The organism is Cupriavidus basilensis (genome assembly GCF_029335485.1).
Lineage (GTDB): Bacteria > Pseudomonadota > Gammaproteobacteria > Burkholderiales > Burkholderiaceae > Cupriavidus > Cupriavidus basilensis_E.
Genome location: NZ_JARJLM010000351.1, coordinates 18,388 through 44,271, shown reverse-complemented (window position 1 = coordinate 44,271; position 25,884 = coordinate 18,388). Strand labels below are relative to the sequence as shown.

Below are 25,884 nucleotides of genomic sequence, written 5' to 3'. Positions count from 1 at the left end.
CGGTGTACGTCAAAGGATAGAAAGAACGCTTCGCGAGCCACTCGCGGCCTGATCCTGCCTGGGGCGTCGAAAGACGTCCCTTTGCTTTGCTACGCCAGGCAGAGAATGTTCGTACCTCCGGCGCTGCACGCGTGCCCTCCAAGGGAAAGCGCAGCGGGCTACCCCGTCGCGCCATCGTGCGCTGCACCGGTGGCGGGATCATGCAATTGCCGGTGGCCACCAGGTACCAGCCCGGTTTGCTCTTCCATGCCGGCACGGTGATGGTGCCGCCCGCAGTTTCTCCAATGGGTCAGGTGGTGGAAAGAAAGGGCCGCATGCGTCGCATGGCGCGTCGGCTCAGCCACGCGAGAAGTACTGCTTCAGGCCGTACACGAGGCCGGCGAAGGGAATGCCGAGCGCGGCGTAGACGGCCTCGGCTTCCGGCGCGGCGTTGTCGGCCAGGATCTCGACGGCGACGTTCGAGTAGCCGACAGGAATCACGCCGGCCTGCAGCATGCGCGCCACGCCCATCTCGACCTGGGTCTTGCTGAAGCCGCCGGAGGCGTCGATCACCGCATAGCTGGTGTAGCCGCCGGCCAGGGCCGAGATCGCCGGGAAGGCCAGGCAGACGTCGGTCGAGATGCCGGTGACGATCAGGTGCCTGCGGCCGGTCGCCTCGACCGCATCGACGACGCGGCGCTCGTCCCAGGCGTTGACGGTGGTGCGCTCGATACGCTCCGTGCCCGGCAGCGCAGCGGCGAGTTCGGGGATCAGCGGCCCCCACATGCCCTCGGTGGTCGTGGTGACGATCACCGGCAGCTTCAGCGCCAGCGCCGCCTTGGCCAAGCCGACGACGTTGTGTTGCAGCGCCAGGGTATCGATGTCGCGCACGCCGGTGTAGAGGCCGACCTGGTGGTCGACCAGCAGCAGGACGGCGTTGTCGCGGGTCAGGCGCTCGTGGGATTGGGGGGTGTTCACGACATGCTCCGCGGTGTGTTGACGTATATGAAGCTTAGAACTGCGACAATCTTGGAACAACTGGGAAAAATGGGATCGATCGTCCACCATCCAGCTTCTCCTCCAGCCTGCCGCATTCTCGGCGTCGCGCTAGCGGCTTTCGGCGGCTTCCTCTTGGGTCGTGCGGGCGATGCCGCGCCGGCCGAGTGAATAGGAAAACCATTCACGTAACGGAGAATGGTTCTCAGTTGCCGGCACCACTTGGGTTGTGTGACGGCCGAGACGGCTTGGCACGCTGCTTACAACGCCTCATCCGGGCTCGGTGAGCACAAACGGACATGGGATCCACCATGACCCTGACGAACTGCGCGACAAATTGCTCCAGGCACAGGCCCGCATTCAAGAGGCCCTTCGCGCCATCGATGGCATCGCGTGGCCGACGAGCGCCCGAGTCGACGAGTCTAGCGAAATGATCGCTGTCGGTCGACCGCAGGATTGCCTGGAGAAAGACGCAGGCAGTCCGCAGAAATACGCCCTTCCAGGCTAAGCCCGGAGGGCGTCATGCGCTTCGCGGCGCCGCCTAGTTTGTCGACACCGCAGCCTTCTCGATGAGGGCCGCGACCGCAGCCGGCTTCGACTCGTACACCGCATGGCTGCCCGCGGATTCGACCACGATCGCACCGGCGCGCTTGGACATGGCACGCTGGGCGTCCGGCGGAATCATCTTGTCGTCCTTGGTGACGAGGTACCAGCTCGGCTTCGAACGCCACGCCGGCGTGCTGACTTCACCCGCCAGGGCGTCCACACCCCATGGTACCTGGGCGTTTGCCAGGAAGCCGGCACGTTCGGGCTTCACGTCGCCAGCGAAAGCCGCGGCGAACTTTGCCTTGTCCAGCATCAGGAAGCCGTTGACCGGCGGCAGGATGGGGGGAACCGGGGCGCCGGGCGCAGGATTGGCGATCAGCTTCTGGACGGATTCGCCCTTGTCCGGAGCGAACGCCGCGATATAGACCAGGCGCGAGACCTTGGGGTCGTTCCCGGCCTCCGAGATGACTACGCCGCCGTACGAATGGCCCACCAGAACCACCGGGCCGTCTTGCGCATCCAGCACCGCCTTGGTGGCGGCTACGTCGGCCGCGAGCGAGGTCGTGGGATTCTGGACGATGCTGACATTGAAGCCCTTGGCTTTCAGGAGCTTGTACACCGGCTCCCAGCCGCCGCCATCGACGAAGCCGCCGTGGACCAGCACCACGTTCTTGATGCGCTCGGCGGCGACAACGGCGTTCGGTGCCATGACGCCGATGGCCAGCGAAGCAAAGCCCAGCATGGCGCGCCAGGAAATGAAAGTAGTGGGTTGCATCTGATACCTCATCTATGAAGTGCAACGGAAGGGAGTACGCCCAGGGTATGGCAGCTGCCAGCGGTCAAGTGCACGGTGGAACTCAGTTCGCGCAAGCTGTGACCGCTTCGGCGGCCGCCTCGATCAGTTCGGCCACGCCACCGGGCTGAGACACGTAGATCGCATGGCTTCCCTCGAGCTCCACGGTGGTGGAACCCGCGCGCTTTGACATGGCGCGCTGCGCATCGGGTGGGATCATCCGGTCATCTTTGGCGACCAGATACCAGCTCGGCTTCGTCTTCCAGGCGGGGGCGGTGACCACGCCATTCAGCGCATGCAGGCCCCACGGGTTCTGGGCGTCGGCCATGAAGGCTGCTTTGGCAGGGTCGAGATCCGCTGCGAAAGCCTCGGCGAATTTCGCCTTGTCCAGCAGGAGCGTCCCGTTGGGCTGGGGCACGATCGGCGGAACCGGTGCGCCCGGCGCGGGGTTGGCGATGAGCGTCGCGACGGACTCGCCGCTGTCCGGCGCAAACGCCGTGACATAGACTAGGCCCACCACCTTAGGATGACTGCCCGCCTCGGTGATGACCGCGCCGCCATAGGAATGGCCGACCAGAATGACCGGCCTCCCCTGCGCGTCGATGGCGGCATGGGTTGCCGCCGCGTCGTCGGCAAGCGACTGGGTCGCGTTCTGAACCACATGGACGTCGTAGGCGTCCCTCTTCAGGATCTTGTACACGCCTTCCCAGCCGGAGCCATCCACGAAGCCGCCGTGCACGAGCACGATGGCCGCCTGGCTCTCGACTGACGGCGTAGGCGATGATAATGTTGTCATCTCAGCTGCCCTCCTTCCTGTACGGTGACCGGTTTTGTGCGGCTGCAGCATGGACCAAAGGGCTGCAGTGGGGAGCAGTATCGTGATAGCCAGCGCTGGAGTATTGAAGGGCTGCCGAATAAAGTCCGAATAATTCCCGAACCGTTGCCGCACGGAGCCATATGCAGGGACAGCGTTTCACCTTCGGTCCGTTCTTACTCAATCTCGACGACGGGACGCTCCAGCGGCAGGGGGAGCGCGTGGCGGTCGGGCGCCGGGGCATCCTGCTTCTGGCCGCTCTGCTCAAGCGGCAGGGCGAGATCGTCACCAAGGCGGATCTCATGGACGCGGCTTGGCCCCGGACCCCTGTCGAGGAGAGCAATCTTTCGGTCCAGATCGCTCTGCTGCGAAAAGCGGTTGGCCTCGCGCCCGATGGCGACGCATGGATCGCCACCGTTCCGCGCATCGGATATTGTTTCAAGAGCCCTGTTGCAACGCCTAAAGAGGCAGCCGGCCTGCATTCACCCAAGCCGTCGCTTGCGGTCCTGCCGTTCGCCAGTCTCAGCAACGATACCGGTCAGGACTTCTTTGCCGAAGGGCTGGCGGACGAGATCATAACGACGTTGTCGAAGGTCCCGGGCCTGATCGTGATTGCCCGAAGCTCCAGCTTTGCCTACAAGGGCATGTCCGTGGACGTGCGACGTATCGCAAGCAAGCTCGGCACCCGCTACATCATCGAAGGGAGTATTCGGACGTGCGGCGGCCGCATTCGCGTGGTCGCGCAATTGAGTGATGGGATCAGCGGTAGCCAGTTGTGGACCGAACGATATGACCGGGAACTCAATGACATATTCACGGTGCAGGACGAGGTCGCTCGCAAGATCGTTGCCAAGCTAAGCGTCGCGTTGAACCCCGTTGAGGTTGCGCTGTGGCCTCGCGATGTATCCGGTGGGACGACGCATATGGAAGCCTACCAGTGCTTTCTGCGAGGCCGAGCGATGCAGCGGGGCGCGACGCAGAACATTGCCGTCTTTGAGAGAACGTGCGAGCTGTTCCGACAGGCGATCGCTCTCGATCCCGACTATCCGTCGCCCTATGCCGCTCTGGGCATGGCCCTTGCCCAAGCCTACTACAACCGCTGGAGTGACGACCCCCAACGCTCGCTCGCCGAAGCCGAAGCGCTGGTCGAAAAAGCCATCGAGCGTGATCCGGGTGAACCGTTCTCGCATGGCGTGGCTGCGTTGGTCGCGATGTACCGGAAGGACTTCAGTCGCTGGGCGCTCGAAGTCGAAGAAGCGCTCTCGCTCAACCCGAACTTCGCCCCGGCGCTGTCTCTGCGGGCGACGCTGAACATCTATTCGGGGCACCCCCGGTCGGCGATTCGCGATCTGGAGCGGGCCATGCAGCTTGACCCGTATTTCACCCAGGGCTATCTGCACCACCTCGGCGTAGCCCATATTGTTTCCGGCGACTACGAGACGGCTGTCGCGATCCTGCGAGAACGCATTCTGCTGGTCCCTGAGACAGACATGAGCCGGGCCTATCTTGCTTCAGCGTTGGGAAATCTTGGTTATCTCGACGAAGCGCGAGGCGTCTGGAACGAGCTCATCGCCATCAACCCTAGCTACTCGTTCGCCGATCGAATTGCTTGCATGCCCTTCAGGATTCCGGCGGACCTGGCTCGCATCGCGAATGGGCTGGAAAGAGCCGGATTGCTCACCTCTTCCAACGCGCTTCCCCTGGTACACGCAGTGCCGCGAGTTACGCGACGATAGCCAGTTCGTCGACTGCGATACCGTCGAACAAACGCCAATTGTCACCGGATTCCGGCCGGGAATCGGCTGGCTAATGTCCGGCGGCGATCCTTCGTTCCCGGCCGCCGTCCATGCCCGCCTGATCGAAGGCGAGAACGGCACGCACGACCCCTGTCCTGCGCTCGACAGCGCGCCGAGCACGAGACCGGCAACAGCGCAAGCGTTGATGATGCGGCGCTGGAAAGCGATGGAGGTGGGGTGGTTCATGGCCATCTTCCTCAGGCAATCGCGGCGGAAAGAATGCGCGTCTTCGGAATGGCCGCCAGCATCTGGCGGACACCTTCCACGTACGGCGTCTTGTGGATCGGCCCGATCAGCCGCTGCAACGCCGAGTCGTCCATGACCAGCGGCTCGGTCATCAGGTAGTTCATCTCGACCATCTCGCGCATGAAGGGGTTGAACAGGCCGATCAGGCGCAGCATCGTCTTGCCCGCGACACGCAGCTTGAGCTTCGCGCCGGTCTGGCGCTCCATCTCCGCGACCAGCTCGCGCTGGCTCGTGGCGCCGGCACCCGCGAGATGCCAGATCTTGCCGAAGCCGGCCGGCGTCTCGACGAGCCGCGCCACCACCGGCCCCACGTCTGGCACGAAGACGAACTCGTGCGGGCGGTCGAGCGGGCCGACCATGTCGGCGGTGCCACCGTTCACTGCCGCCTGCGCGGCGCGGTGCAGCAGGCTGGCCTCGACGCCGGGGCCGTAGAAATCCGGCAGGCGCAGCACGGTCGCGCGAATGCGGCCGTCGGCGTGGGCCTGCATCAGCAAGTCTTCCTGGGCCTTGCGCATGTGACCCTTGAAGGTGTGCGGCTCGCGGGGATGGTCTTCGCGCACCGGGTTGGACTGCGCCCAGCCGTAGGGATACACGGTGCCGATCAGGATCAGGTGCTTGACCCCGGCGGCCACCGCACCATCCAGCGTCTTGCGCATCAGCTCCGGGTGCAGCTCGAACTGCCAGTAATTCACGCCGACCATGTAGATCAGCGTGTCCACGCCCTCAGCCGCGGCGCGTACCGAGGCCGGCGAGTCCGGATTCCAGGTGACGATCTCGGCCAGCGGGTCGTGGCCGAAGGCCTTGCGCAGGCTGGCTTCGCTGCGGCCCACGACGCGGTAGGGGCGGCCCTGGCTGCCGAACGCGGCGGCGATGCTTTGGCCGATAACGCCAGCGGCGCCGAACAATGCGACTTTGGACATGGTGGTTTCCTTTCGGTGGGAGGTTCAGAGGGACAACTTGCGAAGGGCGGCGGCAAGCCAGGCCGCCCGCCCGAGGCTGGGCGATGGCGGCGGCTCGATGCATCGCGGACTCCGTTTCGTTGAGCGGTTTTGCTGCGAATGGCTGCAGTTTGCGGATGGACAGGCAATAAGGAAATTGCCTAGAATCCGCTAGCAGCTATAGAAATTTGCATACCATGGCCGACAACGAACCGAATTGGGAGTGGTACCGGAGCTTTCTCCAAGTCCTGGAGACGGGCTCGCTGTCCGCCGCGGGCCGGGCGCTGGGCCTGACGCAACCGACCGTAGGCCGGCACATCGACAGCCTGGAGGCCGCACTGGGGCTGAAGCTTTTCACTCGCTCCTTCGACGGCTTCGCGCCCACCGACGCCGCGCAGGAGCTGCGGCCCTATGCCGCCGGTATCGCCGCCACGGCGGCCGCTCTGCGCCGGGCTGCCAGCAGCCACGGATCAGGTGTTCGCGGTACGGTGCGGCTGACGGCCAGCGAGGTCATCGGCGTCGAGGTTCTGCCGCCGATCCTGGCGGCGCTGCACAGCGAGCACCCCGAACTGGTCATCGAACTGATGCTGTCCAACCGGGCTGACGATCTGCTGCATCGCGAGGCGGACATCGCGGTGCGCATGTTCCAGCCGGTGCAAGAGGCGCTGGTGGTCAAGCGCGTGGGAGGGATTGAACTGGGTCTGCATGCACACGAGCGCTATCTGGCCGCTCGGGGTATGCCCAATTCGATGGACGCCTTGTCCCGCCACGCGGTCATCGGCTTCGACCACGAGAACGCCTACATTCGCCGGCTTCAGGAGAAAGTTCCGGCTTTGTCGCGGGATCGCTTCGCGTTTCGGGCTGACAGCGACCTGGCGCAACTGGGTGCGATCCGCGCAGGCTTCGGCATCGGTATCTGCCAGTCGGCGCTGGCCGCCAGGGACAAGCAGTTGGTTCGGGTCTTACGTAGCCAGTTCTCGCTGACGATGGATACCTGGATCGCCATGCATGAGGATTTGCGGGCCAGCGCGCGCTGCGCGGTAACTTTCGCGGCGCTGGCGGCCGGGTTGGCGGCTTACATCCGCGCTGGCGATCAAGGCTGATTCATTTCGACGAGTGCTTCCACGCTCGCCATCAATTCGGCCACGTTGCACTCCAGCGCGTTGGCGATCTTGCAGATGATCGCCATCGACGGCCATATGCACCTTGCTTCCTCGCGTGCGCTTGTACCCGTCGTAGCCCGCCCTTGGCCCGCTCCCGCACGTGGACTGAAGCGTGCGTCCGTCGAGAATCACCGCGCCTGGCTGCCCCTGCCGGTCCATCGCCCCGCGCCGACGCGCGGCAGAAATGACAGGAAGAATGCAGGCTCCGCTCAGTCCATGGCCCGCATCCAAGTTGCAAAAGCCTCAATGTCCGCTTGCCGCGCGTTCTGGGCCATGGCGACCAGGTAGAAGCCATAGCCTGGCAGCGACAGCGGATGGGCCTTGACGAGTGTCCCCGATCTCAGCTCATGGCCCACCACGACGTCGCTGCAGATCGCGATCCCCTGCGCGGCGACCACGGCGTCGATGGCATGCAGTTCTTCCCGGAAACTCAGCGCCCACGTCTTGTCGGCCGCCTTCAAGCTCGGATCGATCAGGCTCGCGGTCGCCAGCCATTGCTGCCATGTGGGGGCGTTCGGATCCCGGGTCATCCAGTCGAAATGGATCAGGGGGAAGCGCATCAAATCTGAGGCGCGCTCGATGGCGTGTCCATCCTTGAGCAGTAGCGCCGGGCTGCAGACCGGGAAAAACGTGTCCCGACAGATCTCCCGCACGACGAATCCTGCCGGCATGGTCCGGGCATAGCGGATCGCCACATCGGCGTCACCCGCCCGAAGGTCCAGGATCGCGTCCGTTCCGATGATCTCAAGCGCGATGTCGGGGTATCGCTCCCGCCACTGCGGCAGACGCGGAACCAGCCATCGGCTCGCAAACGCATTGGGGCTCGTGACGCGCAGCGGACTCGGCGCCCTGGACTCGGCCATCCCGGCCACCGCGCCCAGGAGGGCATCGAAACCATCGCGCAGCGCCGGATACAGCCTCGCACCCGCACCCGTAAGCACCGGAGGCCGCGGTTGGCGCTGGAACAGGCGGTGCCCGCACGTCTCTTCCAACAGTCGGATCTGATGGCTGATGGCCGTGGGCGTCACATGGAGTTCAGCGGCCGCCGCCTTGAAACTGCCAAGCCTGGCGGCAGCCTCGAAGGCCTGCAGCGATCGCAGAGGAGGCAGCTTTCTCATGGATGTAGATGAATTCTCCTCACCTGGAGCTGAGTTCTTTGATTTTGCCATGCGAAAGGGCGCGTGACAGTATGCTCCCAGTCGGATGGGATTGCCCCCCCGATCGAACCGAAAAATGGGGGTAAGTATGGACACTGGACAACGGGTCAGCCGTCTCTGGGCCGATCGGCCGGCCGCAGTTCTCGATACCTTGCGGCGAAAACTCGATGGAGATGTGGTCCTCCCGGACGATCCCGGCTACGAGGATGCGCGCAAGGTCTGGAACGGCGCGGTGGACAAGCGGCCAGCCATGGTCGTGTACTGCGCCAGCACGGCCGATGTCATCGAAGCGGTGACCTTCGCCCGCTCGGGCAACCACCTTGTAGCGGTCCGCAGCGGCGGACACAATGTGGCGGGCCTGTCGGTTTGCGACGATGGGATCGTCATCGATCTGTCGCGCATGAAGCACATTGCCGTCGACCCGGCGCGGCGCGTGGCCCGTGCCGAAGCCGGCCTGAGCCTCGCCGAGTTCGATGCCGCCACACAGGCCCATGGACTGGCCACCACAATGGGCGTCAATAGCGACACGGGCATTGCCGGACTGACCTTGGGCGGCGGGTTCGGCAAGCTGGGGCGCAAACACGGCCTGGCCTGTGACAACCTTCTGGCCGCAGAAATCGTGCTCGCGGATGGCAGGCTCGTGAAAGCCAGCGCCGTCGAGAACGAGGACCTGTTCTGGGGACTACACGGAGGTGGCGGCAACTTCGGCATTGTCACCACCTTTGAATACCAGCTTCACCCGGTCGGGCCGGTACTGCTGGCCGGGTCGGTGCTCCACCCCTACGGCCGCGCGCGCGATGCGATGCGGTTCTACGATGATTTCTGCGCCCAGGCCCCGGACGAACTCAGTGTGGACGCCGCCCTGGTAACGGCCCCGTCGGGTGAGCGCTTCTTCAACATCTCGGCCTGCTACTGCGGAGCGAACGAGGCCGGCGAGCGCGTCATCCGTCCACTCCTGGAGCACGGCGCCCCGCTCGAGAGCAAGCTGGACCTGGTTCCATACCTTCAGATCCAGTCCGGCGGCGACAGTCTCTTTCCGCGCGGACGCCGCTACTACTGGAAGGCGCAGTATCTGCACACGCTCACCGACGCCGCGATCGACACCCTTCTCGAGACCTATGCGCGTGCGCCCTCGGCTTCCTCGCTGCTGGTGTTCCAGCACGTCGGCGGCGCCATTGCCCGCGTTCCCGCATCGGCAACGCCCTATGCGAATCGCGATGCGCGCTACGACTGCTTCCCCATCTCGATCTGGGATGCTCCGGCAGAGGAAGATGCGGCCATCCGCTGGGCGCGCGACGTGTGGAGCGCCGTCAAGCCCTTTTCGACCGGAGGCGTCTATGCGAACAACCTCGGTGACGAGGGCGAGGACCGCGTGCGTGCCGCCTATGGTGAAAACCACGCGCGCCTCGCCGCGCTCAAAGCTGCGTACGACCCGGCCAATTTCTTTCGCCTGAACCAGAACATCAGGCCCTCGGCCTGGAGGGAGCCTATATAGTTCTTGGAAGCTCCATTTTCACATCACGGGCTGCGAGGCAGCGGTTCCCCGATCAAAGGCAAGCGCTGGATGCGTGGATTTCGGGGCACGCTTACACTGCATCGCCGACCGTGGCAGTGGTCATAGTGGGCATTGCGTGAGACGCCTAACGTTCGACATGAGCAGCTGGCGGGTCGGGGGCTTGCTCGGCAGCCGGCATTCGTCAGTTTGTTTTACGTCTCTGGCCGGTCAGCCTGTCCTGCCAGCGGACAGGACAGGCATCGCCGTCTTACGTCGACAGACGGGCGGCGGACATCGCCTATCGATGGCGGCGCGGGGCTGGCGGCCCCGCTCCCAACGCCGCCGGCTTACTGGCTCAGCCGCGTTACCTTCAATTGCGGATCCGCCGCAATTGCCCGCTCGCTGAACGGCAGCCGCACCCACCGCTTGGCGGAGTACTCCGCCATCTGGTCAAAGGCGTGCGGCGACTGCTGATCTACCGACTGGCCGTACACCAGCAGCGCCTCAGCGACCGGCCCTTGCTCGTCAAAGCCCACGGTCTGCACGTAGCTGGTCCCAAAGTAGACCTGCAGACCCTTGTCCGACACCGGGGTACTTTGCAGCTTGTTGAGCACGCCTTCGTACTCCTCACCGCCGTGCAGGGCGATGCGGCCAGTCGGCGCCGCGGCGGCCTGCACTTGGCCCAGCGGCGCATCCAGCGCGAAGCCGGCAGTGCGCATGGCTCGCACGGCGTCCTTCAGTGCCTTGAAGACCTCGGTGCGCACAGACTCATCGCGCATGCGCAGTCCGCGTGGGGTGTTGACCGGATCGGTGGGGTTGAACTCGACGGCATAGACCTTGGGGATCTTGCTGGCGCGCATCCAGAACTCGCGGAACAGCGGTGCGGCGCGGCTGTCGAGGTTGCTGTGGCGGTCCCACTTGCGCAGCGCCGTGCAGCCGTCGCTCAGGTCGGCGTCTTTGGTGTCGAGGCAGGCATTGAGCAGGTCATCCAGCACGAGTTCGCCTGAGAGGTTGCGGTCGCGGAACAGCACGGCCTGCAGGCTGGGCACGTCAAAGCGGTTGCCGGGCAGGCCGTCCTCCCCCGAGAGGCGGCGGCCGATTTCCATCAGGCCAACGCGTGTGCGCAGGCGTTGCACAACTTCGGTGGGACCCAGCACCGGTGAGAAGCCGGTCAGCTTCTGGCTGGGGTTGGACAGCCACGAACTGTCATTGCTGTTGGCGACATAATCATCGCGTACCAGCACGGGCATGGCGTTGGGGGCCACCAGCCCCGGTACTGGCGATGCCGCGTCCACCGTCCAGTTGCAGCTAGCCCGCGTGCCGTCCAGCAGGACCATGCCGGTGCCTTGCATCAGCTTGGCGGCCAGCGCGGCGCTGTCGCCGGCCGGCGCGCATTGCTTGAGCATGGCGGCCGACACGTTGGGCGCGACCGATACGTCGGCAAGCATGGCGCGGCCTTCGCGGTCGGTGGCAATGGTGTTGACCCACGGAATGCCCAGGCGGCCAATGGCGGTGTGGATGCCAGCCACGTCGCGCGCGCGGCCGATATCAAGCCAGGTGTCGACCGAACGCGTGTTGTTGCGGTTGGCGTCGCGCAGCGCGTAGGCCTTTTGCGCGGACCACGGCAGGCCGGCCGATGGCATGGACAGCACCGGGCCGTATTCGGTCATGTAGAAGGTGTGCGAGCGCTGCTCGGTACGGCCGTCGGGCAGTTTTGCCGCATAGCTGACGGTGCGCGGGGTCATCTTGCGCGGCGCGCCGTCCACCAGGTAGGTGGTGGGGTCGCCTTCGGCCAGTTTCAGTTCATACAGCGTGAAGCGGCGGGCGGTGGACACGGTGTGTGTCCAAGCCACGTCCTTGTTGAAGCCGATGCTGATAATGGGAAACGATGCAATGGACGCGCCCATGACGTCCAGCTTGCCCGGTACGGTCAGGTGCGCTTCAAAAAAGCGATTGGTGGTGGTCCACGGAAAATGCGGATTTCCCAGCAGCAGGCCGCGCCCGTTCGTTGTGGCTTCCTTGCCAAAGGCCCAGCCGTTGCTGCCGATGGGCGGATCCAGCAGTTGCAGGTCGTTGTTGACGGCTTCGAAGTCGATGCTGGCTACGTCCACCGCCCCCGCCTGTTGCGCGGTCTTGGCACTGCCCGCGGCCCTGGGCGGCACAGCGGCGACAATGCCCGCTGCCAGCGCGCCGGCGCTGGCTTGGATGCTCTTCTCCTCGGCCAGGCGGAACATGTCGATGGCGGTAATGGGCCGCACCCAGTCAGCGTTGCGGCAGCCAGCCGGGCGTTGGGCCGGCGGGGTATCGCGCAGGTAGCGGTTGTAGCCGGCGATATAGCCGCGCAGCAGTTCGCGCGCCTCTGGCGAGGCCTGCGCGTAGCCGGCGCGCAGGGCGTCGTCGTCGATGATGGCGCGGAAGAATGGGTCGGATTCGCTGTTCTTGATGCGCTTGAATGACACCTCGGTACTTTCGTCGGGGCCGAACACGCGCGAGCGATCGCCGCTGACCGTAACGACCTGGTCGGCCATCAGGCAAACGTTGTCCTGCGCGTATGCGTAGCCCATGCCAAAGGCCAGGCTGGCGTAGTCGTTTGCCTTGATATGGGGAATGCCGTAGGCGGTGCGACGGATCTCGGCATTGAGTCCGCTTTCGCTCCAGTTGGCGCTGTCGCTGCCTGCGGTGGCGCAGCCGCCCAGGCTGGCTGCCGCCAGCACGGCGCCGCCAAGTGCGGTCGCGCCGCGCACGATGCGTTGCTTCATTGTGTTGTCTCCTCGTCCTTGTGTCTGTGGGCCCATGGAATGTTGCGCGCCGACAGGCGACGCGCCATGGTGCCGCTGACATGGTCGGGCATCGGGCCCGTGACAGGTAGAGCGGATTCCGCCACAATTGGCGGCGTTCCCGCCATCGGGCAGGCACCTTCCCAACAACAACCCGCCACGCCATGTCTGACGTCTATCTGCTGTGCTACCCCTCGGCCGTTGTCTCCCCCCTTTCCACCGCGGTCGACATGCTGGACATGGCCAACATGCTGGCCTCTATGCAAAGCCGGCGGCGCGGCACGGCGGCGCCTTTTCGCTGGCGGCTGGCGGTAGCCGAGCCGCAACGCTGGCAGGCGCTGGCCAGCGTGCTGCGCTGCCCGTGCGTGCCACTGGAAGAACTGGCCGGCGCAGGCAAGGACGCCATGGTGGTGATCGCGCCACCGTCGTTTGACCACATCGCCGGGCTCGAACATGCGCTGTCGCAACTGGGCCGCGAACGCGCGGCCATTGCGGCAGTTGCTACGCGCGGCGCGCTGGTGGTCGCGCCGTTCACGGCAGTGGCACTTCTGGTCGCCATCGATTTGCCGGCGCAGCGCAAGCTGGCGGTGCCGTGGCTGATTGCCAACTGGTTGCAGCTGAGCGAACCCGCGCGACGGCTGCAGGCCGACCAGCCAGTGGTCAAGAGCGGCAACCTGCTCAGTTCCCGCGCGCTGGATCGCATGCATGCGCTGTTGCTGCAGGCAGTGGCGCAAGTCGCCGGCACCCCCCTGGCCCGCACGCTGGGCAACGTCCTGCTGGACCAGCCCGAGCGCGGCGAGGCAGTCAACATCTGGTTGAAGACCGGCGATGCCCCGCGCCTCAGCGTGGTGCTGCGCGCGCGCCGCTATCTGCAGCAGCATCTGGCCGAGCCCTATGACCTGCCGCGGCTGGCAGCGGTGGCGTCCACCAGCGAACGCACGCTGCTGCGGCATTTCATGAAGACAGTGGGCATGTCGCCGCTGCAGTTCCTGCACCGATTGCGGGTTGAGCGTGCCTGCCATCTGCTGGAAGTCTCTACGCTCAGCCTGACCGCCATTGCCGAACAATGCGGCTACCAGGATATGTCCGCCTTCCGCAACTTAGTGCGCCGCCATACGGGCCAGACGCCGGGCGCGCATCGGCGGGCGCATTCGGTGCGGGCGGAATTGCGGGCGGGCTGAGGGGGACTGCGGTCGTGAGATGGCCGGACGTCATCCAATTTTCATTTTTATCGTCACCTATCTGGCGCACTTTAATTTCCCGTTCGTCACCCCCATTTCAACGACATTAGAAACATGAAAGACCTACCCGAAACCGACCATCCACAAGTGTGGCGCGTGCATGTCCCCGACGCCCTCCCCTGGCTCGACGCCCTGCATGGCCTGCTTTCCGCCGAGGAGCAGGCGCGTGTCGCGCGCCTCCGCAGCGCGGCTGGCCGCCATCAGTCCATCCTCGCGCGCGGCATACTACGCAAGCTCCTTGGCGAACGCCTCGAAATCGATGGGCGTGACGTGGTCTTCCGCTTTGGCCCGCACGGTAAGCCTGAGCTGGCGCGGCCCGAGCACGCGAATACGCTGCGTTTCAACGTTTCGCATTCCGGTGCATGGGTGCTGATCGCCATCGCGCGTGGCCAGGATGTCGGTCTGGACGTGGAGTATATGAATGAGCGGACAACGATTGCGCTGCTGGCCGAGCGCATCATGACCGCAGCGGAGCGAAGGCGATTCCTGGCGCTCGATGATGCAGGCCGAAAACGCATGTTCTTTGGCCTGTGGGCCTGCAAGGAGGCCTATGTCAAGGCCATCGGCGCGGGCCTATCGCTACCGCCGGATCAGATCGAGTTCGATGCCGGCACAGAAGGGCCACCTACCCTGCTGCGTGCTTATGGCGAAACAGCCCCCGGCCGATGGGCACTTGCCATTCTCGACATGCCGCCCGATTACGCCGCGGCGTTGATGGTCGACGGTCCGACATGTATCCCGGCCTACCGGGACACATGCCTCTGAACCGAAATCCGGTGGTTCCATCGCAACAACCTTCGCAATCTCGGCATTCATAGCAACCATATCGTGCCGATTTCCAACCAGCTATCTCACTTTCGGCCATGTGATGGAATCAATCTTGGCGCAGCACGGCTGCGCTCGTGTCTATGCATACGCTTACAAGAGTGTTTTCATCGCTTTCTCCATCGCTGCAGGCGTGTTCAATGCCACCGAAAGCATGGTCGGAGATATCCGCTTGTTCAGGTTCGTCAGTACCTCGCCCGGACCGATCTCGAATACCCGAGTCACGCCTCGGCGTTGGAAGCCAGTCATCGTCCCTACCCAATCTACGGGTCGGATCAATTGAAGCGATAGCGACCGCACCATCGTCTTGGTGTCGGCAGGCGCGTGATCGACATTGTGAATCACAGGAAACGCGGGCTTCGAGAAGGAGACATGGCTGAGATAGGCATGGACCGTCGTCATAGCCTTGCCCATCATTGAACTGTGGAAGGGGCCACTGACAGGCAGATTCATCACCATCTTCGCCCCTTCCCTTTTGGCGCTGGGCTTCAGACGCTCAATGGCCCGAAGATGCCCGGCAACGACGACCTGGCCAAGCGCGTTGAAATTGGCCGGCTCTAGCACGTCGTCAAGCGCGGCTTCTTCGCACAGTCGCCTAACCACGGCATCCTCCAGGCCGATGACGGCAGCCATTCCGCCGCCATGCGGAACGGCTTCGGCCATCGCTCTGGCCCGCACCCGCACCAGGTGCATCGCCTCCGTCAGCGTCATCGCTCCGGCAGCGGTGAGCGCGGCGATTTCACCTACGCTGTGACCGGCAGACAGCATCGGAATCTGACCACCCAAATCCGACCAGGCGCGGAACAATGCGACCGACGCGGCGACAACGATCGGCTGCGTGTTGACCGTATCGGCAAGTTGTGCGGAAGAGCCAGAAGCCACCATCTTCCACATATCGAAGCCTAGCGCGTCGGACGCCTCCTCTATTGCGTGCCTGACGACAGGCCACTCCGACCAAGCGTCGAGCATGCCCACTGCCTGGGACCCCTGTCCGGGGAAAACATGTGCAATCCGAAATTCCATGACTCTCTCCACGCCACGAATGGGCCGCAACCGGTTGATCAGAGCGCGCGCCTCAAGGCTTGCCAGGCCGCCAGGCAATGAATCAGGCCAATGGCCAGTGATGTTAGCGACGACCAGAGATCAAACGGCGAGATCTTCATGCCGACAAGCAATGCAGGTATCACCATAGCGCCCCTCAAGGTATAGACGGCTGCGATACCGATCAATGCCCATTTGAAGAAAGGCAATCTCGGAATCCAACTGGCGGCCGCGAAGTAGTACGCGGCGAAGGCGAAGAAGACAATGGTAATGCCGGATGTGAGCAAGGTCGGAACCCAAGAACCCTGCTCCGCCATCGTAGCGAGCTGCTCGCCAGCACCGAAGAATCGATACGCCCAGGGGCCCTGAACAATGACATAGACGTGAAGCAACGCAACCGCGACGCTGCACCATGCAGCGAACGGTGCCCAAATACTCATCAACATACCCACTCCTTTCGATAAGGTTTCCAACGATGACCGTCAAGCGTGGCACCGATCTCAAAAACTCCAGCTCAATGTCATCTGCACATTCGCATCCCGCCGCAAGGCCGCAAAGGGACTGTCGGCGGGTGCAACGAACTTGCGCGCCACCAGTCCCAGCTTGACATGGTCGCTCAGGCGGCGGCTGAACTCGACCTTATACGACCGAGTGTTGTGGCGCAGATCGTGCAGAACTCCAAACAGGATCTCGCCATCGCCGCTTTCGCTGACCCGGTACCGGACCCCGCCAAACAGGCTGCGGGCGAATCGTGAGGGTGGCGCCGATCCATCGCGAAAATCCTGCGACCATTCGAGCAGCAGTCCCAGATCGCCCGACGGGCGCGCAATGGTGTATTCGCCTCCCGCCACATAGGCGTTGAAAGTCCTGCCTTGCCCAGAACGCCGCAATGCCTCCAGCTTCCACAGCATGCTGCCCTGCGGCAGCTGCAGGGTCATCCCGAGCTGCCGGGTCGCATGGTAGTCGCCTTCCGTGCTCCGGCTGAAGTCCGGCTCACGCCCAACGCCTTTGAAAAAATACAGGCCAACATCGGCACTGGCGATCTGCCCCGACCAGCGAACTGCCCAATCGTCGCTGCGAAGAAGTCGGCCAAGCCCATGGGTCTGCTGGCTCTCGGGGATCACCTCCAGCCGTTGCCGCCCCTTCTCGCCAATCCCCGGCCGAGGACGGAAGTAAGGTAGCCAGAACACCTCCACCCGGCCATAGCTGTCCAGGAAGCGGGTGTATGACACCATCGGCTGCCCGAGCTTGGCTTCCAGCTCGACATCCGCACGCGGATCAACTTGATTGATGATGTCGACCAGATGGTTGGACTCCGCCACGCCCCAGAACACATTGTCGAAACCCACCCGGAACATCTGGCTACGCTCGCGGAACTCCAGACTCGCCACCCGCAGGTCCACGTAGCGCGCCGCCTTGTCGCGTGCATCAATGCGCGCATAGGGAGACATTTCCAGCTCCCAGGCTTCGTCGCTGCCGAAACGCGCCTTCCAGACCGGATTCAACAGCACTGCCGCTGTATCGCGCGCCTGGTTCGGATCCTCCGGCGATTCGGCAAACACGCGCGTCTCGACGGCAACGGATCCCTGCAACGCGGGCAGGTCGGCGCTTGCCGCGCCGGACCACAGCGCCAGCATCCAGGCGAGGCAAGCACCACCACGGGTGCCGGAGGGCGCCCCGTGCTCCTTGCATCCGTGCCGCCGCGAGGCAAAATGACATCGCCTTTCCCTCAATCCCATCCCGTTGCGCGCGCGACCGCTTGCGAGCGGAAAAAATGCCGGACCATACTCCGCGTCAACGGACATACTCTAGACGCTGCGGGTCGAAATCCTGTTCGGAGACGCCCGCCCGGAACTGGTAGCTGGAAAAGGTGATGACGGTGGACTTGCCATTCTGGTGGTTTTCCATCGTCATGCTGCCCGCCTTCCAGAACTTGTTGACGTATGGCTTGTAGCCGTCGAACTTGAGCGTCTTCAGCAACTCGCTGCGGCGGTCGTAGAACTCGATCTTCAACGGCACATAGTTCTCGCTGTCGACCCAGACCATCTGGCGCGTGTATCCGGACCCCTCATACTTCGGTACGCGCTCCAGCTTGAAAGTCGGCCGATCGCCGAGCTTGTCGTCGCCGTGATACCTGTAGTCATACTTTTGCACTTCCTGCGAGGTCATGTCCTCGAATGCGAATTCGCTGCCCATGAAAGAACCGGCCTTGCTCTCAGACGCGATCCGCTTGGTGCGCTTCAGCGACGGCAGGTACAGCCACTGGTCGTCCGGCTTGGTTGAATGGGAGTAGCTGAGGAATGCCGTGCCACGCGTGTCGGCCGGCGTATCGAACACCATCAGGTATTTGTCGCCATCGCCATCCACCTCCAGCACCGACCCACGGATCTGGCGGGTGCTGGTCTGGCCCTGCTTGTCACGAAGCACCATTTCCATGTTCATCTTGTAGTTCTGGAAACTCTTATCACGGCGCTTCATCTCTTCGGCAATCTGCAAGCCGCGCTGTACCGGGTCGTTGGAGGCGGCGACCACAGTCGCCGCGCAGACGCAGGCAATGGCCGACCAAAGCTTGACTAATCGTTTCATAGGATTCATGGGTGCATAGTTAAAAAAAGCGTGAGCGTTAGCGATGATGCGCCAACCGTCCGTCAATCGATCGAAGGAACCGCCATCTTGCCGTCCGGCTGCGCGCGGCGTTGCTGCCACTCATTGTCGAACGCGAACAACAACGGCGGCACCAGCAGCAGATCGACCAAGGCAGCAATACCGATCGTCAGCCCGGACATGATGCCGAGATCGGCGTTCAGATCGAAGTTCGAGAACATCAGTACGCCGAACCCCAGCACGAGCACTAGCGTGGTTGCGAAGATGCTGATCGCGGATGTGCTGTACACGTACTCGATCGCCCGCCGCGATTCCATGCCGAGCCCGCGTCGGGCGCGGTGATACTTGAAGATGCTGTGAACGGTGTCGTCGACGATGATCCCGTAGGTCAGCACCGCCACGACAGACACCGACAACCCGATCTGACCGACCAATGCCCCCCAGAGTCCAAAGGCGAGCAGGCTCGGGATCACGTTGGGGATCAGAGAGATCACCCCCATCTTAAAGCTCTTCAGCAGCACGCCGATCACAACCGAGATCAGAAGGATCTGGAGAACATAACCTTCCATCGTCCCAGATACGTTCATTTCGCCGATCCGCGAGAACATGATCGATGGGCCAGTGCCTTCCGTCTTCATATAAGCCGGCATGTTTTGCCCCACCCATTGCTGGACGCGCTGGTCAAACGCAAGCAACTCGGCCGACGAGATATCCTTGACCACTACCGACAGCTTGCTGGCAGAGCGATCGATGCGAATCTGGTCGTTCAGTTCCAACCCGGGCGGCAACGACATCTCGAACAGCAGCAGGAGCTGCGACGAAGCATCCGCTGCCGCGGGGACCCGGAATGCGGCCGGGTCCCCGCCGTTCATCGTCCGATTGATGCGCTTGACGATATCGCTCAAGGAAGTGACATTGAAGACCTCGGGCTGGGCACGCAGCCACGTTGAGAACTTGTCCAGATTACGCAGGTACTCCGGAGAGGAGACCGATGACCCCTGCGCCGCAGGCACGGAGTACAGTACCTCGTGAACGCCCGACAGGTTATGTGAGATGAAATCGGTATCGCTGCGGAATGCGATTTTCTCGCTAAAGTAGTTGACGAAGTTGTCCTCGAACTTGTTTTGCAGCACGAAGTAGACAGCGGCCGCATTGATCAACAGCGTGATGCCGAAGATCAAGTAACGCCGATCCACCAGCCGCACCACCGCCTTGCCTAGCCACAGGCCGCCTTCATGCAACTCCGGGCGCCCCTTCAGAGGCAGAACCGCGGCCAGTGCAGGAAGCAAGGTAACCGAGAAAACGAACACCGCGATCGAGCCGATGCCCAGGAGCAGGCCAAAGTTAGCGATCGGCGGCACGTCGGTCAGCATCATACTGAAGAAGCCAAGCACGTCCGTACCACATGCGACGACGATCAGTGGCAGATTGATCGTGATCGCCTGATGGACCGCATCCCGACGGCTCTCCCCCGCCCCCATCTTCTGCACGACGTAGAGCAGGATGTGCATGCAGTTCGCAACGGCGATCGTCATCAGGATGGTCGGCACAGTCACTGACACCGCCGTGAGCTTGACGTCCAGCAAACCGGCCGCTCCGATCGCCACCAGCACCGAGAAGGTCAGTACCAATAGCGTCGTCAGCATGCCAAGCACGCTGCGCAGTGACAAGAAGATCACCACCATCATGAACAGGTACATCACAGGGGTCAGCGTCTGGATGTCCGCCTGTGCCTGTTCGTCGAACGCATTGTCCAATAACAGGCTGCCGGTCGCGGTGATCTGGAGTTCCGGGAAGTCCGCCTTGATCGTCGAGATCTGCTCGCGCAGGGCCTTGACCGCCGTCGGGATCTCGCTCTCAGACTTCTTGGGCAAGGTGAAGCTGACGCTCACGCCAGCGACATGGCCGCTTGGAGACACGAGCTTCTTGACGAGCAAAGGTTCATTCAACGCAATCTTGGAGATCGTCTGCAGTTCCGCCGGACCTAGTCGCTCCGGGTGCTTTACCAGGTTGCGCACCACCAGGTCATCCTGCCGCACTTCGGCATGCTGGAAGTTGGTCAGCGAATCTACCCGACGCGCGAACGGAAACGTCCACGCAGCCTCGGTGAACCGGTGGATGGCCTCGAGCGTGCGCGGCTCGAACACCGTCCCCCCCTTAGGGGCGAACACCACCAAGGCAGTGCTGTCGTTCGAGTACGCGTTCTGCACCAGCTCGTAAGCCTTCAACTGCGGATCGTTCCTGTTGAAGAAGTCCCGGTAGTCGCCGCTAAACCTGACTTTATCCAGACCCGCACAGAATGCCAGGGTCACCAATACCGAGCCGGCGATGACCCACCATCGCCAGCGGATAATCCAGTCTGCATACTTCACCATAATCTTCCCTTGCCTGTCATTCCAAAATCTGATGGCGGCGCCAGCGTATCGAGACATGCGCCACCGAAGAACCTGCCTTGCTCAAATCTCGCGCACCACCTTGCGCTGATTGCCAAGCAAGCCACCGGAGTACTCCGCTCGTCCAAGCTTCGCCTTGACGACATCGCGGAGCGCGGCCAGATCCATCCATCCCTCGCGCTTGATCTTCACTGCCGAGGCGGCTGGGGCGATGTCCTCGATTTCGACCTCCCGCAATTCAGGCAACGCCGCGAGATAGACCTCGCCGATCGCATAGGGAAAAGCACCGCCCTTGCACTCGGTGCGCGACTGCCTCTCCCCACCGTCTTGTTTCCTCGTAGCGTCGGAGACGCAGTCCCTCCGTTTTCTTTCCATGTTCACCAAAGCCACCGGATTCATGCCCTTCTGGTTGATTGCCAAATACTCGAGACATACGCAGGGCGTACCATTAGTTGACGAAGAATCCATCCGCCTTCATCTCACCCAGTGACTTCTCAAACGCATTGCAGACGATCTCCAGATCCTCTCGCGTATGCGCATACGACAGTGCGAGGAAATGAAGCTCCGGCATATATATGCCCTGCTTGCGCATGTAGTACGCCAGCGCAATGCTTGACTTGTAGTCGCTGCCCCCCTGGATCTCGCGATAGAAACGGGTTTCGCGATGCGAGAAGCTGACCGTGAAGATCGAGCGGACCGCCTTGATCCTGGCGGGTACCTGCAGTCTTTGCGCAATCTCTACCAGGCGCGTACGCAGCCATTCGGTATGCTCGTGCAACGAGGTATAGACCTCCGGATGTGCCTTCAGGTAGTTCAGCATCGCGACCCCAGAGCCAGCAGACAGCGAGTTTCCGCTCATCGTGCCGCCGAGGAACACGCGGGTTTCATAGTCACGGAACGGATCGGTGGTGCTTCGCGCGATCTCCATCAGCTTCTTCGATCCAACCACCGCGCCGCACGGCATACCACCGCCAATGATCTTCCCAAGCACGGTCAGATCCGGCACGACGCCGGCCAGGATCTGCGCACCGCCATAGCACACACGGAAACCACTGACGACTTCGTCGAAGACCAGGGGAATATCCAATTCCGTGCACAAGGCGCGCATCTGCCGCAGGAAATCGACATCCAGACGCCCCATCGAGAAAGGCAGCGGCTCCAGGATGACGCAATCGATCTCCTCCGCGCGCTCGCGTACGATCTTCAGGCTTTCCGGGTGGCCGTACTGCAGCACGATTGTGTTGTCCACCGTCGATTGCGGCGTCCCCGGGCAGCCGGCTACCGGTTCGGGACGCTCGAGCGGGCCCCGTTGCTGGAACCAGGAACTGACCATCGCCTGGTCGGAGAAGCCGTGATAATGGCCCTCGCACTTGGCGACCTTGCCCCGCCGGCGATAAGCCCGGCAGATCCGCAGCGCATGTATGACCGCCTCCGTACCCGAGTTGGACAAACAGGCATAGTGAGCCCCGGGGAACGCCGACACCAGCAGGCGCGCAAGCTCCACCTCGGAGCGGTTGCCCATCGCATTCAGGCTTCCATCTGCTACCAGCGCCTGCTGCGCCTTGACGATCTCGGGATGCGCGTAGCCGAGAATGTGCGGCCCGTAGCCGCCCGTCAAATCGATGTACGAATGGCCGTCGACATCCTCGATCCGGCACCCCTGCCCTTTCTGCGCGAACATCGGATAGGTGCAGGGGAAGAAGTAGCGGTTCATATGAATCGACGCGATCATGAAACGCTCGGCATCGCTGCGCATTGCGAGCGCCTGCGGAGTCTCGCGCTTGAAATGGTCGTCGAACCGTTGCCGCACGTCTTCGTTCATGTACGGCGAGTAGCGGTCCGAGAAGCGGCGGGAGTTCTCCCAAACGTCGATATCAGGGTCGATCTGCGTGCCGAAGCCTTCGCAGGACGCCAACGTCAGTTCGACCTTGGTGAAGTTCGGCGTGTACTCCGCGCCGTGCTTCTTCAGAACAGCGGTGACGTCGCGGAAGAAATCGGCCGTCTTCCATTCGTCGGCGATCTCGAAGAAATATCGGTAGATCACCGCCTTCACCTCTCCGAAGAAGCGGCCATAGTCCTTGGCACGCTCCTTCTTCAGCACGAAGTACGTCAGGAATCGCTCCGTCGCCAGATCCCATTCCTGCCGGATCGATGCAAAGAAGAACGACGCCAGTCCCCATTTTTCCGCCTCGGTGACGTAGACGGTGATGCCGAAATCGAGAAAGACGATCTTGCCATCCTGCGTAAACTTGACGTTGCCCGGATGCGGATCACCATGCGCCACGCCGTGCATGTAGAGCATGGTGTAGACGGCATCCTGCAGGCGCCGCGACAACTGCGGTCGCGGCAGGTCAACCTTATGGAAGTGCTTGCCCGGTATGCCGTCGACAAACTCCATTACCAGCACGCTGTTCCGGGTGTATTCGCCATACACCTTGGGAATAACGACAAAGGGATGATTGGCGAAATTTCTGCCAACGTTCTCTATATTGCGTGCTTCCTGCCGCATGTCGAGCTGCGGCAGCAGCAGATTGCGCAGCTCGGCGATCCGCGCCGGGCCGTTGAAATGCCGAATCGGCCGCACCAGCGCATGCATCAGACCAACCATGCCACCCAGGAAGTTGAGGTTGGCCTGCAGGCGGCGCGGCACATTGTGCTTGACAATCTTGACCGCTACCCGTTCCCCCGTCTTGAGACGGGCCTCGTGAACCTGCGCGATCGATGCGCTGGCCAGCGGCGTGTAGTTGAACTCGGCGAAGATGCTCTCGTACCCGTCACCGAATTCGTCGCGCAGGACGCGGCGCACCTCTGCTTGCGAAGTCGCCGGCACATCGTCCTGCAAACGCTGCAGCTCCTTGATGGTCTCCTCGCTGAAGGCATCGGAACGCGTCGACATGATCTGACCGAACTTCACATACAGCGGTCCCATCGCAGTGCAGAAGCTGACGATGCGCTTGCCCAGGAGCTGGTCTCGGGCCGCCTGCGGCTTGCCCGCAGACTTGATGTAATAGGCGGCCGCATTCCATAATCCGACCGGCACCAGGGAAATACCTGCAATCATCGTGAAGCTCCGTAGTGGTGAGTATGCTGGCGAGCGGATCAGAAATGGAACGTCGAGGCAACGAAGGACATGCCTGAACTGCCGACCCAGAACCCGATCCGGTCACCGCGCTGCAGTTCGCCGTTGCTGGCGTGCACGGCGATCGCTGCCGGGATCGACGCCGAGCCGACGTTTCCGTACTGCGGAAAAATGTAGCGCATACGGTCGCCGAAACCGCAGGTATCCGCCCATTTCTGGTAAGCAGGCACCGATCCACCGGTGTGCGGGAAGACCATCTTGATCTGGTCGCGGTATGGCGTGAGTAGCCGCAGGCTTTCCTCCATATAGGCAGAGTAGTTGAACACCTGCGAGCTGAAGGATGTAAACGCACCGATGCCGTTCAGACCAATCTTGTTGCTCGGCGGCGAACGTTTCTCGTAACCGCCTAGCGGAATAGTGCATAGATCGACCCCGGTCTTCACCGACAGGTACTTGAAGAACCAGCGGTTGTCATCGTCCGCCGACAGGATCGTCGCCGATGCGCCATCGCCGCCGCAGTAGGCGGAGAAACAGTAGGCGATGTCGCGCAGATTCGTGAGCTGGAAGTTGCTGGGATAGGCGACTCCACCCGGTACGAAATACGACTCGGCGTTGACTATCAGCGCGCGCTTGTAACGTCCGGACACGAAGTGGCTCTGCGCAATGTCGCAGGCCCGGGTCCACGCCATGCAGGCGTCCAGAACGTCAAAGCAGTCCACCCGGTCCATGCCCAGGGCATTGGCAACGAAGTAGGAATCCCCCGGCTCGATGAACCCCCGGCAGTTTCCGGTGTAGATCAGCAGGTCAATGTCCTCGGGCCCGCATTCCGCCTGATCCATCGCGTCGCGGCAGGCCCTCACCATCAGATCCAGCGGGCGCTCATCGTCGGCGAACCAGTAGCGGCTCTCAATCGAGGTGCCATCGAGCATCCACTTGATGTAGTTGAGCGCCTTGTCGAGATCGCCTTCGAAGCGCTGGGCGCTGTTCTTTCTCACTTCCTCGAGCACATCGGCGTTGCTCATCTTCCGCGAGGCCGGAAGAAACGAAATGCCTTCGATACGCATAGCAGTTGTCCTGAATGATTGGGACTAGAAGGACCCGGAGGGCCCATTAAGGCGCTGGTCTGGCCGGGATCAGCGCGGATCGATCATGGCAACCAGACTGCCAACCCGAGTGACGATTTGGTTCCCGATTCGCGCTTCACCACTGAACACGACGCCGTTCTGCAGCATGCGGTCGATCCTGGCCTCGATAGTCAGCGCCACGTCGAACGGAACGTGGTGCTGCAGGGTCGTATCGCCAACCGAGCCCAGCACAATGTCTTGGGGCTCCGACGCGTCCCGCGACATGAAGAACAGGGCGATACCGGCCTGCCCGATCGATTCGATGATCAGGCCTTGCGGATACCACGGCGGCGGCTGCTCGAGGAATAGTGGCGATGCCCGGTTCACCACCTTGCGGGCGCGGATCCAGGCGCCCGGTTCATAGTCCTCAATGGTGTCCAACAGCAGGAACGGGTAGCGATGCGGCAGCACGCTTGCTATCTGCCGATGGCTCATCGCCCTGCCGGCCTTCCCGCCCGGATCCAATCGTTGTGCCTCGCCCCCGTCGGCGGCGGCCTTGCCCCTTGCGATGCAGCGCAGGGTCGCCCGTGCCTTGAGCTTGTCTCCGACGCGGGCCGTCGCGCTTATTTCCATCCCGGACTCCGTGATCGTTCTGAGGCTGGCGGATAGCTCGACGCGGTCTCCCGGCAGCACCGCATCGAGATACTGGATGCGTTTGATGGCATCCACCGACATGACTTCGCCGGTCTCGCCATGCAGCAGCGTCTCGGCCAGGCGGCAAAGCCGCTCTGCGATCAAGACCCCCGGATAGATCGGATTGCCCGGATAGTGCCCAAGCGCGAAGATGTCGGTCCCGCTGACCAGAAAGTGGTCGTGGATTTCGCTGCCGACAGCGGCGTCCCGGGCCTTAGTTGGAAGTTGCAGTGTCGTGTTCATA

The 25,884-nt window shown here is 62.8% G+C and carries 20 protein-coding genes and 1 pseudogene; 5 read left to right on the top strand and 16 right to left on the bottom strand.

Annotated features, from left to right (window positions below; translation table 11 throughout):
* Nucleotides 1-336 precede the first annotated feature (336 nt).
* From P3W85_RS20790 to P3W85_RS20780, 3 genes are all read right to left on the bottom strand, one after another.
* Nucleotides 337-957, bottom strand: coding sequence for an isochorismatase family protein (locus P3W85_RS20790; protein WP_276266175.1), 621 nt, complete (start codon nt 955-957; stop codon nt 337-339).
* 559 nt (nt 958-1,516) lie between these two features.
* Nucleotides 1,517-2,296: an alpha/beta fold hydrolase gene (locus tag P3W85_RS20785; RefSeq protein WP_276266174.1), complete on the bottom strand. Its 780-nt coding sequence runs from the start codon at nt 2,294-2,296 to the stop codon at nt 1,517-1,519.
* Between the two features lie 82 nt (nt 2,297-2,378).
* Nucleotides 2,379-3,110, bottom strand: a complete 732-nt coding sequence (locus tag P3W85_RS20780; protein ID WP_276266173.1) for an alpha/beta hydrolase — start codon at nt 3,108-3,110, stop codon at nt 2,379-2,381.
* Nucleotides 3,111-3,271: 161 nt separating this feature from the next.
* Here P3W85_RS20780 and P3W85_RS20775 point away from each other — a divergent pair, with 161 nt between their 5' ends.
* Nucleotides 3,272-4,864: a winged helix-turn-helix domain-containing tetratricopeptide repeat protein gene (locus P3W85_RS20775; RefSeq protein ID WP_276266172.1), complete on the top strand. Its 1,593-nt coding sequence runs from the start codon at nt 3,272-3,274 to the stop codon at nt 4,862-4,864.
* A 257-nt stretch (nt 4,865-5,121) separates the two neighbouring features.
* On the opposite strand, the gene P3W85_RS20770 is transcribed toward P3W85_RS20775, so the two are convergent.
* The gene (locus P3W85_RS20770) at nt 5,122-6,090 is read right to left on the bottom strand and encodes an NAD-dependent epimerase/dehydratase family protein (protein WP_276266171.1); all 969 of its coding nucleotides are present in this window, start codon (nt 6,088-6,090) and stop codon (nt 5,122-5,124) included.
* A gap of 215 nt (nt 6,091-6,305) precedes the next feature.
* On the opposite strand from P3W85_RS20770, the gene P3W85_RS20765 reads away from it, so the two are divergent.
* The gene (locus tag P3W85_RS20765; protein WP_276266170.1) at nt 6,306-7,211 is read left to right on the top strand and encodes a LysR family transcriptional regulator; all 906 of its coding nucleotides are present in this window, start codon (nt 6,306-6,308) and stop codon (nt 7,209-7,211) included.
* Between the two features lie 84 nt (nt 7,212-7,295).
* On the opposite strand, the pseudogene P3W85_RS20760 reads toward P3W85_RS20765, so the two are convergent.
* Together P3W85_RS20760 and P3W85_RS20755 are read right to left on the bottom strand one after the other, a co-directional pair.
* Nucleotides 7,296-7,424: pseudogene (locus P3W85_RS20760) on the bottom strand (IS5/IS1182 family transposase); the annotation flags it as partial.
* A 56-nt stretch (nt 7,425-7,480) separates the two neighbouring features.
* Nucleotides 7,481-8,389, bottom strand: a complete 909-nt coding sequence (locus P3W85_RS20755) for a LysR substrate-binding domain-containing protein (protein WP_276266169.1) — start codon at nt 8,387-8,389, stop codon at nt 7,481-7,483.
* Between the two features lie 127 nt (nt 8,390-8,516).
* Between P3W85_RS20755 and P3W85_RS20750 the strand changes: the two genes are divergently transcribed.
* On the top strand, nt 8,517-9,923 hold the full coding sequence (locus P3W85_RS20750; RefSeq protein ID WP_276266168.1) for an FAD-binding oxidoreductase: 1,407 nt from the start codon (nt 8,517-8,519) through the stop codon (nt 9,921-9,923).
* 347 nt (nt 9,924-10,270) lie between these two features.
* Here the strand turns inward: P3W85_RS20750 and P3W85_RS20745 are convergent, their stop codons facing one another.
* Nucleotides 10,271-12,682 (bottom strand): acylase, encoded by a 2,412-nt coding sequence (locus P3W85_RS20745; protein WP_276266167.1) that lies wholly within the window; start codon nt 12,680-12,682, stop codon nt 10,271-10,273.
* Nucleotides 12,683-12,864: 182 nt separating this feature from the next.
* Between P3W85_RS20745 and P3W85_RS20740 the strand changes: the two genes are divergently transcribed.
* Entirely contained in the window at nt 12,865-13,881 is a 1,017-nt protein-coding gene (locus P3W85_RS20740) for a GlxA family transcriptional regulator (protein ID WP_017230158.1), read from the top strand.
* A 114-nt stretch (nt 13,882-13,995) separates the two neighbouring features.
* The gene (locus P3W85_RS20735; RefSeq protein WP_276266166.1) at nt 13,996-14,706 is read left to right on the top strand and encodes a 4'-phosphopantetheinyl transferase family protein; all 711 of its coding nucleotides are present in this window, start codon (nt 13,996-13,998) and stop codon (nt 14,704-14,706) included.
* 153 nt (nt 14,707-14,859) lie between these two features.
* On the opposite strand, the gene fabD is transcribed toward P3W85_RS20735, so the two are convergent.
* The 9 genes from fabD to P3W85_RS20690 form a co-directional block, all read right to left on the bottom strand.
* Complete coding sequence (gene fabD, locus P3W85_RS20730; protein WP_017230160.1) at nt 14,860-15,789, bottom strand: ACP S-malonyltransferase; 930 nt, start codon at nt 15,787-15,789, stop codon at nt 14,860-14,862.
* 38 nt (nt 15,790-15,827) lie between these two features.
* Nucleotides 15,828-16,253 carry a hypothetical protein gene (locus P3W85_RS20725; protein WP_017230161.1) on the bottom strand — a complete coding sequence of 142 codons (426 nt, stop codon included), beginning with the start codon at nt 16,251-16,253 and terminating at the stop codon, nt 15,828-15,830.
* A gap of 54 nt (nt 16,254-16,307) precedes the next feature.
* Nucleotides 16,308-17,612: a hypothetical protein gene (locus tag P3W85_RS20720; RefSeq protein ID WP_276266165.1), complete on the bottom strand. Its 1,305-nt coding sequence runs from the start codon at nt 17,610-17,612 to the stop codon at nt 16,308-16,310.
* Nucleotides 17,602-18,513, bottom strand: a complete 912-nt coding sequence (locus tag P3W85_RS20715; protein ID WP_276266164.1) for an outer membrane lipoprotein-sorting protein — start codon at nt 18,511-18,513, stop codon at nt 17,602-17,604. The genes P3W85_RS20720 and P3W85_RS20715 overlap by 11 nt, the downstream gene beginning before the upstream one ends.
* The gene (locus tag P3W85_RS20710) at nt 18,456-20,786 is read right to left on the bottom strand and encodes an efflux RND transporter permease subunit (RefSeq protein ID WP_017230164.1); all 2,331 of its coding nucleotides are present in this window, start codon (nt 20,784-20,786) and stop codon (nt 18,456-18,458) included. Before P3W85_RS20710 ends, P3W85_RS20715 begins: the two co-directional genes overlap by 58 nt.
* An 81-nt stretch (nt 20,787-20,867) precedes the next feature.
* Nucleotides 20,868-21,224, bottom strand: coding sequence for a hypothetical protein (locus P3W85_RS20705; RefSeq protein ID WP_276266163.1), 357 nt, complete (start codon nt 21,222-21,224; stop codon nt 20,868-20,870).
* Nucleotides 21,225-21,252: 28 nt separating this feature from the next.
* Nucleotides 21,253-23,700 (bottom strand): aminotransferase class III-fold pyridoxal phosphate-dependent enzyme, encoded by a 2,448-nt coding sequence (locus P3W85_RS20700; RefSeq protein ID WP_276266190.1) that lies wholly within the window; start codon nt 23,698-23,700, stop codon nt 21,253-21,255.
* 203 nt (nt 23,701-23,903) lie between these two features.
* Entirely contained in the window at nt 23,904-24,947 is a 1,044-nt protein-coding gene (locus P3W85_RS20695) for a 3-oxoacyl-[acyl-carrier-protein] synthase III C-terminal domain-containing protein (protein ID WP_276266162.1), read from the bottom strand.
* A gap of 69 nt (nt 24,948-25,016) precedes the next feature.
* Nucleotides 25,017-25,883, bottom strand: coding sequence for a beta-hydroxyacyl-ACP dehydratase (locus P3W85_RS20690; protein WP_276266161.1), 867 nt, complete (start codon nt 25,881-25,883; stop codon nt 25,017-25,019).
* Nucleotide 25,884: the final 1 nt, after the last annotated feature.

Bases quoted from the DNA above. Each gene is read 5' to 3' on its own strand.
- P3W85_RS20785 (WP_276266174.1), bottom strand. From the start codon at position 2,296: ATGCAACCCACTACTTTCATTTCCTGGCGCGCCATGCTGGGCTTTGCT.
- P3W85_RS20780 (WP_276266173.1), bottom strand. From the start codon at position 3,110: ATGACAACATTATCATCGCCTACGCCGTCAGTCGAGAGCCAGGCGGCC.
- P3W85_RS20775 (WP_276266172.1), top strand. From the start codon at position 3,272: ATGCAGGGACAGCGTTTCACCTTCGGTCCGTTCTTACTCAATCTCGAC.
- P3W85_RS20770 (WP_276266171.1), bottom strand. From the start codon at position 6,090: ATGTCCAAAGTCGCATTGTTCGGCGCCGCTGGCGTTATCGGCCAAAGC.
- P3W85_RS20765 (WP_276266170.1), top strand. From the start codon at position 6,306: ATGGCCGACAACGAACCGAATTGGGAGTGGTACCGGAGCTTTCTCCAA.
- P3W85_RS20755 (WP_276266169.1), bottom strand. From the start codon at position 8,389: ATGAGAAAGCTGCCTCCTCTGCGATCGCTGCAGGCCTTCGAGGCTGCC.
- P3W85_RS20750 (WP_276266168.1), top strand. From the start codon at position 8,517: ATGGACACTGGACAACGGGTCAGCCGTCTCTGGGCCGATCGGCCGGCC.
- P3W85_RS20745 (WP_276266167.1), bottom strand. From the start codon at position 12,682: ATGAAGCAACGCATCGTGCGCGGCGCGACCGCACTTGGCGGCGCCGTG.
- P3W85_RS20740 (WP_017230158.1), top strand. From the start codon at position 12,865: ATGTCTGACGTCTATCTGCTGTGCTACCCCTCGGCCGTTGTCTCCCCC.
- P3W85_RS20735 (WP_276266166.1), top strand. From the start codon at position 13,996: ATGAAAGACCTACCCGAAACCGACCATCCACAAGTGTGGCGCGTGCAT.
- fabD (WP_017230160.1), bottom strand. From the start codon at position 15,789: ATGGAATTTCGGATTGCACATGTTTTCCCCGGACAGGGGTCCCAGGCA.
- P3W85_RS20725 (WP_017230161.1), bottom strand. From the start codon at position 16,253: ATGTTGATGAGTATTTGGGCACCGTTCGCTGCATGGTGCAGCGTCGCG.
- P3W85_RS20720 (WP_276266165.1), bottom strand. From the start codon at position 17,612: ATGTCCGTTGACGCGGAGTATGGTCCGGCATTTTTTCCGCTCGCAAGC.
- P3W85_RS20710 (WP_017230164.1), bottom strand. From the start codon at position 20,786: ATGGTGAAGTATGCAGACTGGATTATCCGCTGGCGATGGTGGGTCATC.
- P3W85_RS20700 (WP_276266190.1), bottom strand. From the start codon at position 23,700: ATGTCGACGCGTTCCGATGCCTTCAGCGAGGAGACCATCAAGGAGCTG.
- P3W85_RS20695 (WP_276266162.1), bottom strand. From the start codon at position 24,947: ATGCGTATCGAAGGCATTTCGTTTCTTCCGGCCTCGCGGAAGATGAGC.
- P3W85_RS20690 (WP_276266161.1), bottom strand. From the start codon at position 25,883: ATGAACACGACACTGCAACTTCCAACTAAGGCCCGGGACGCCGCTGTC.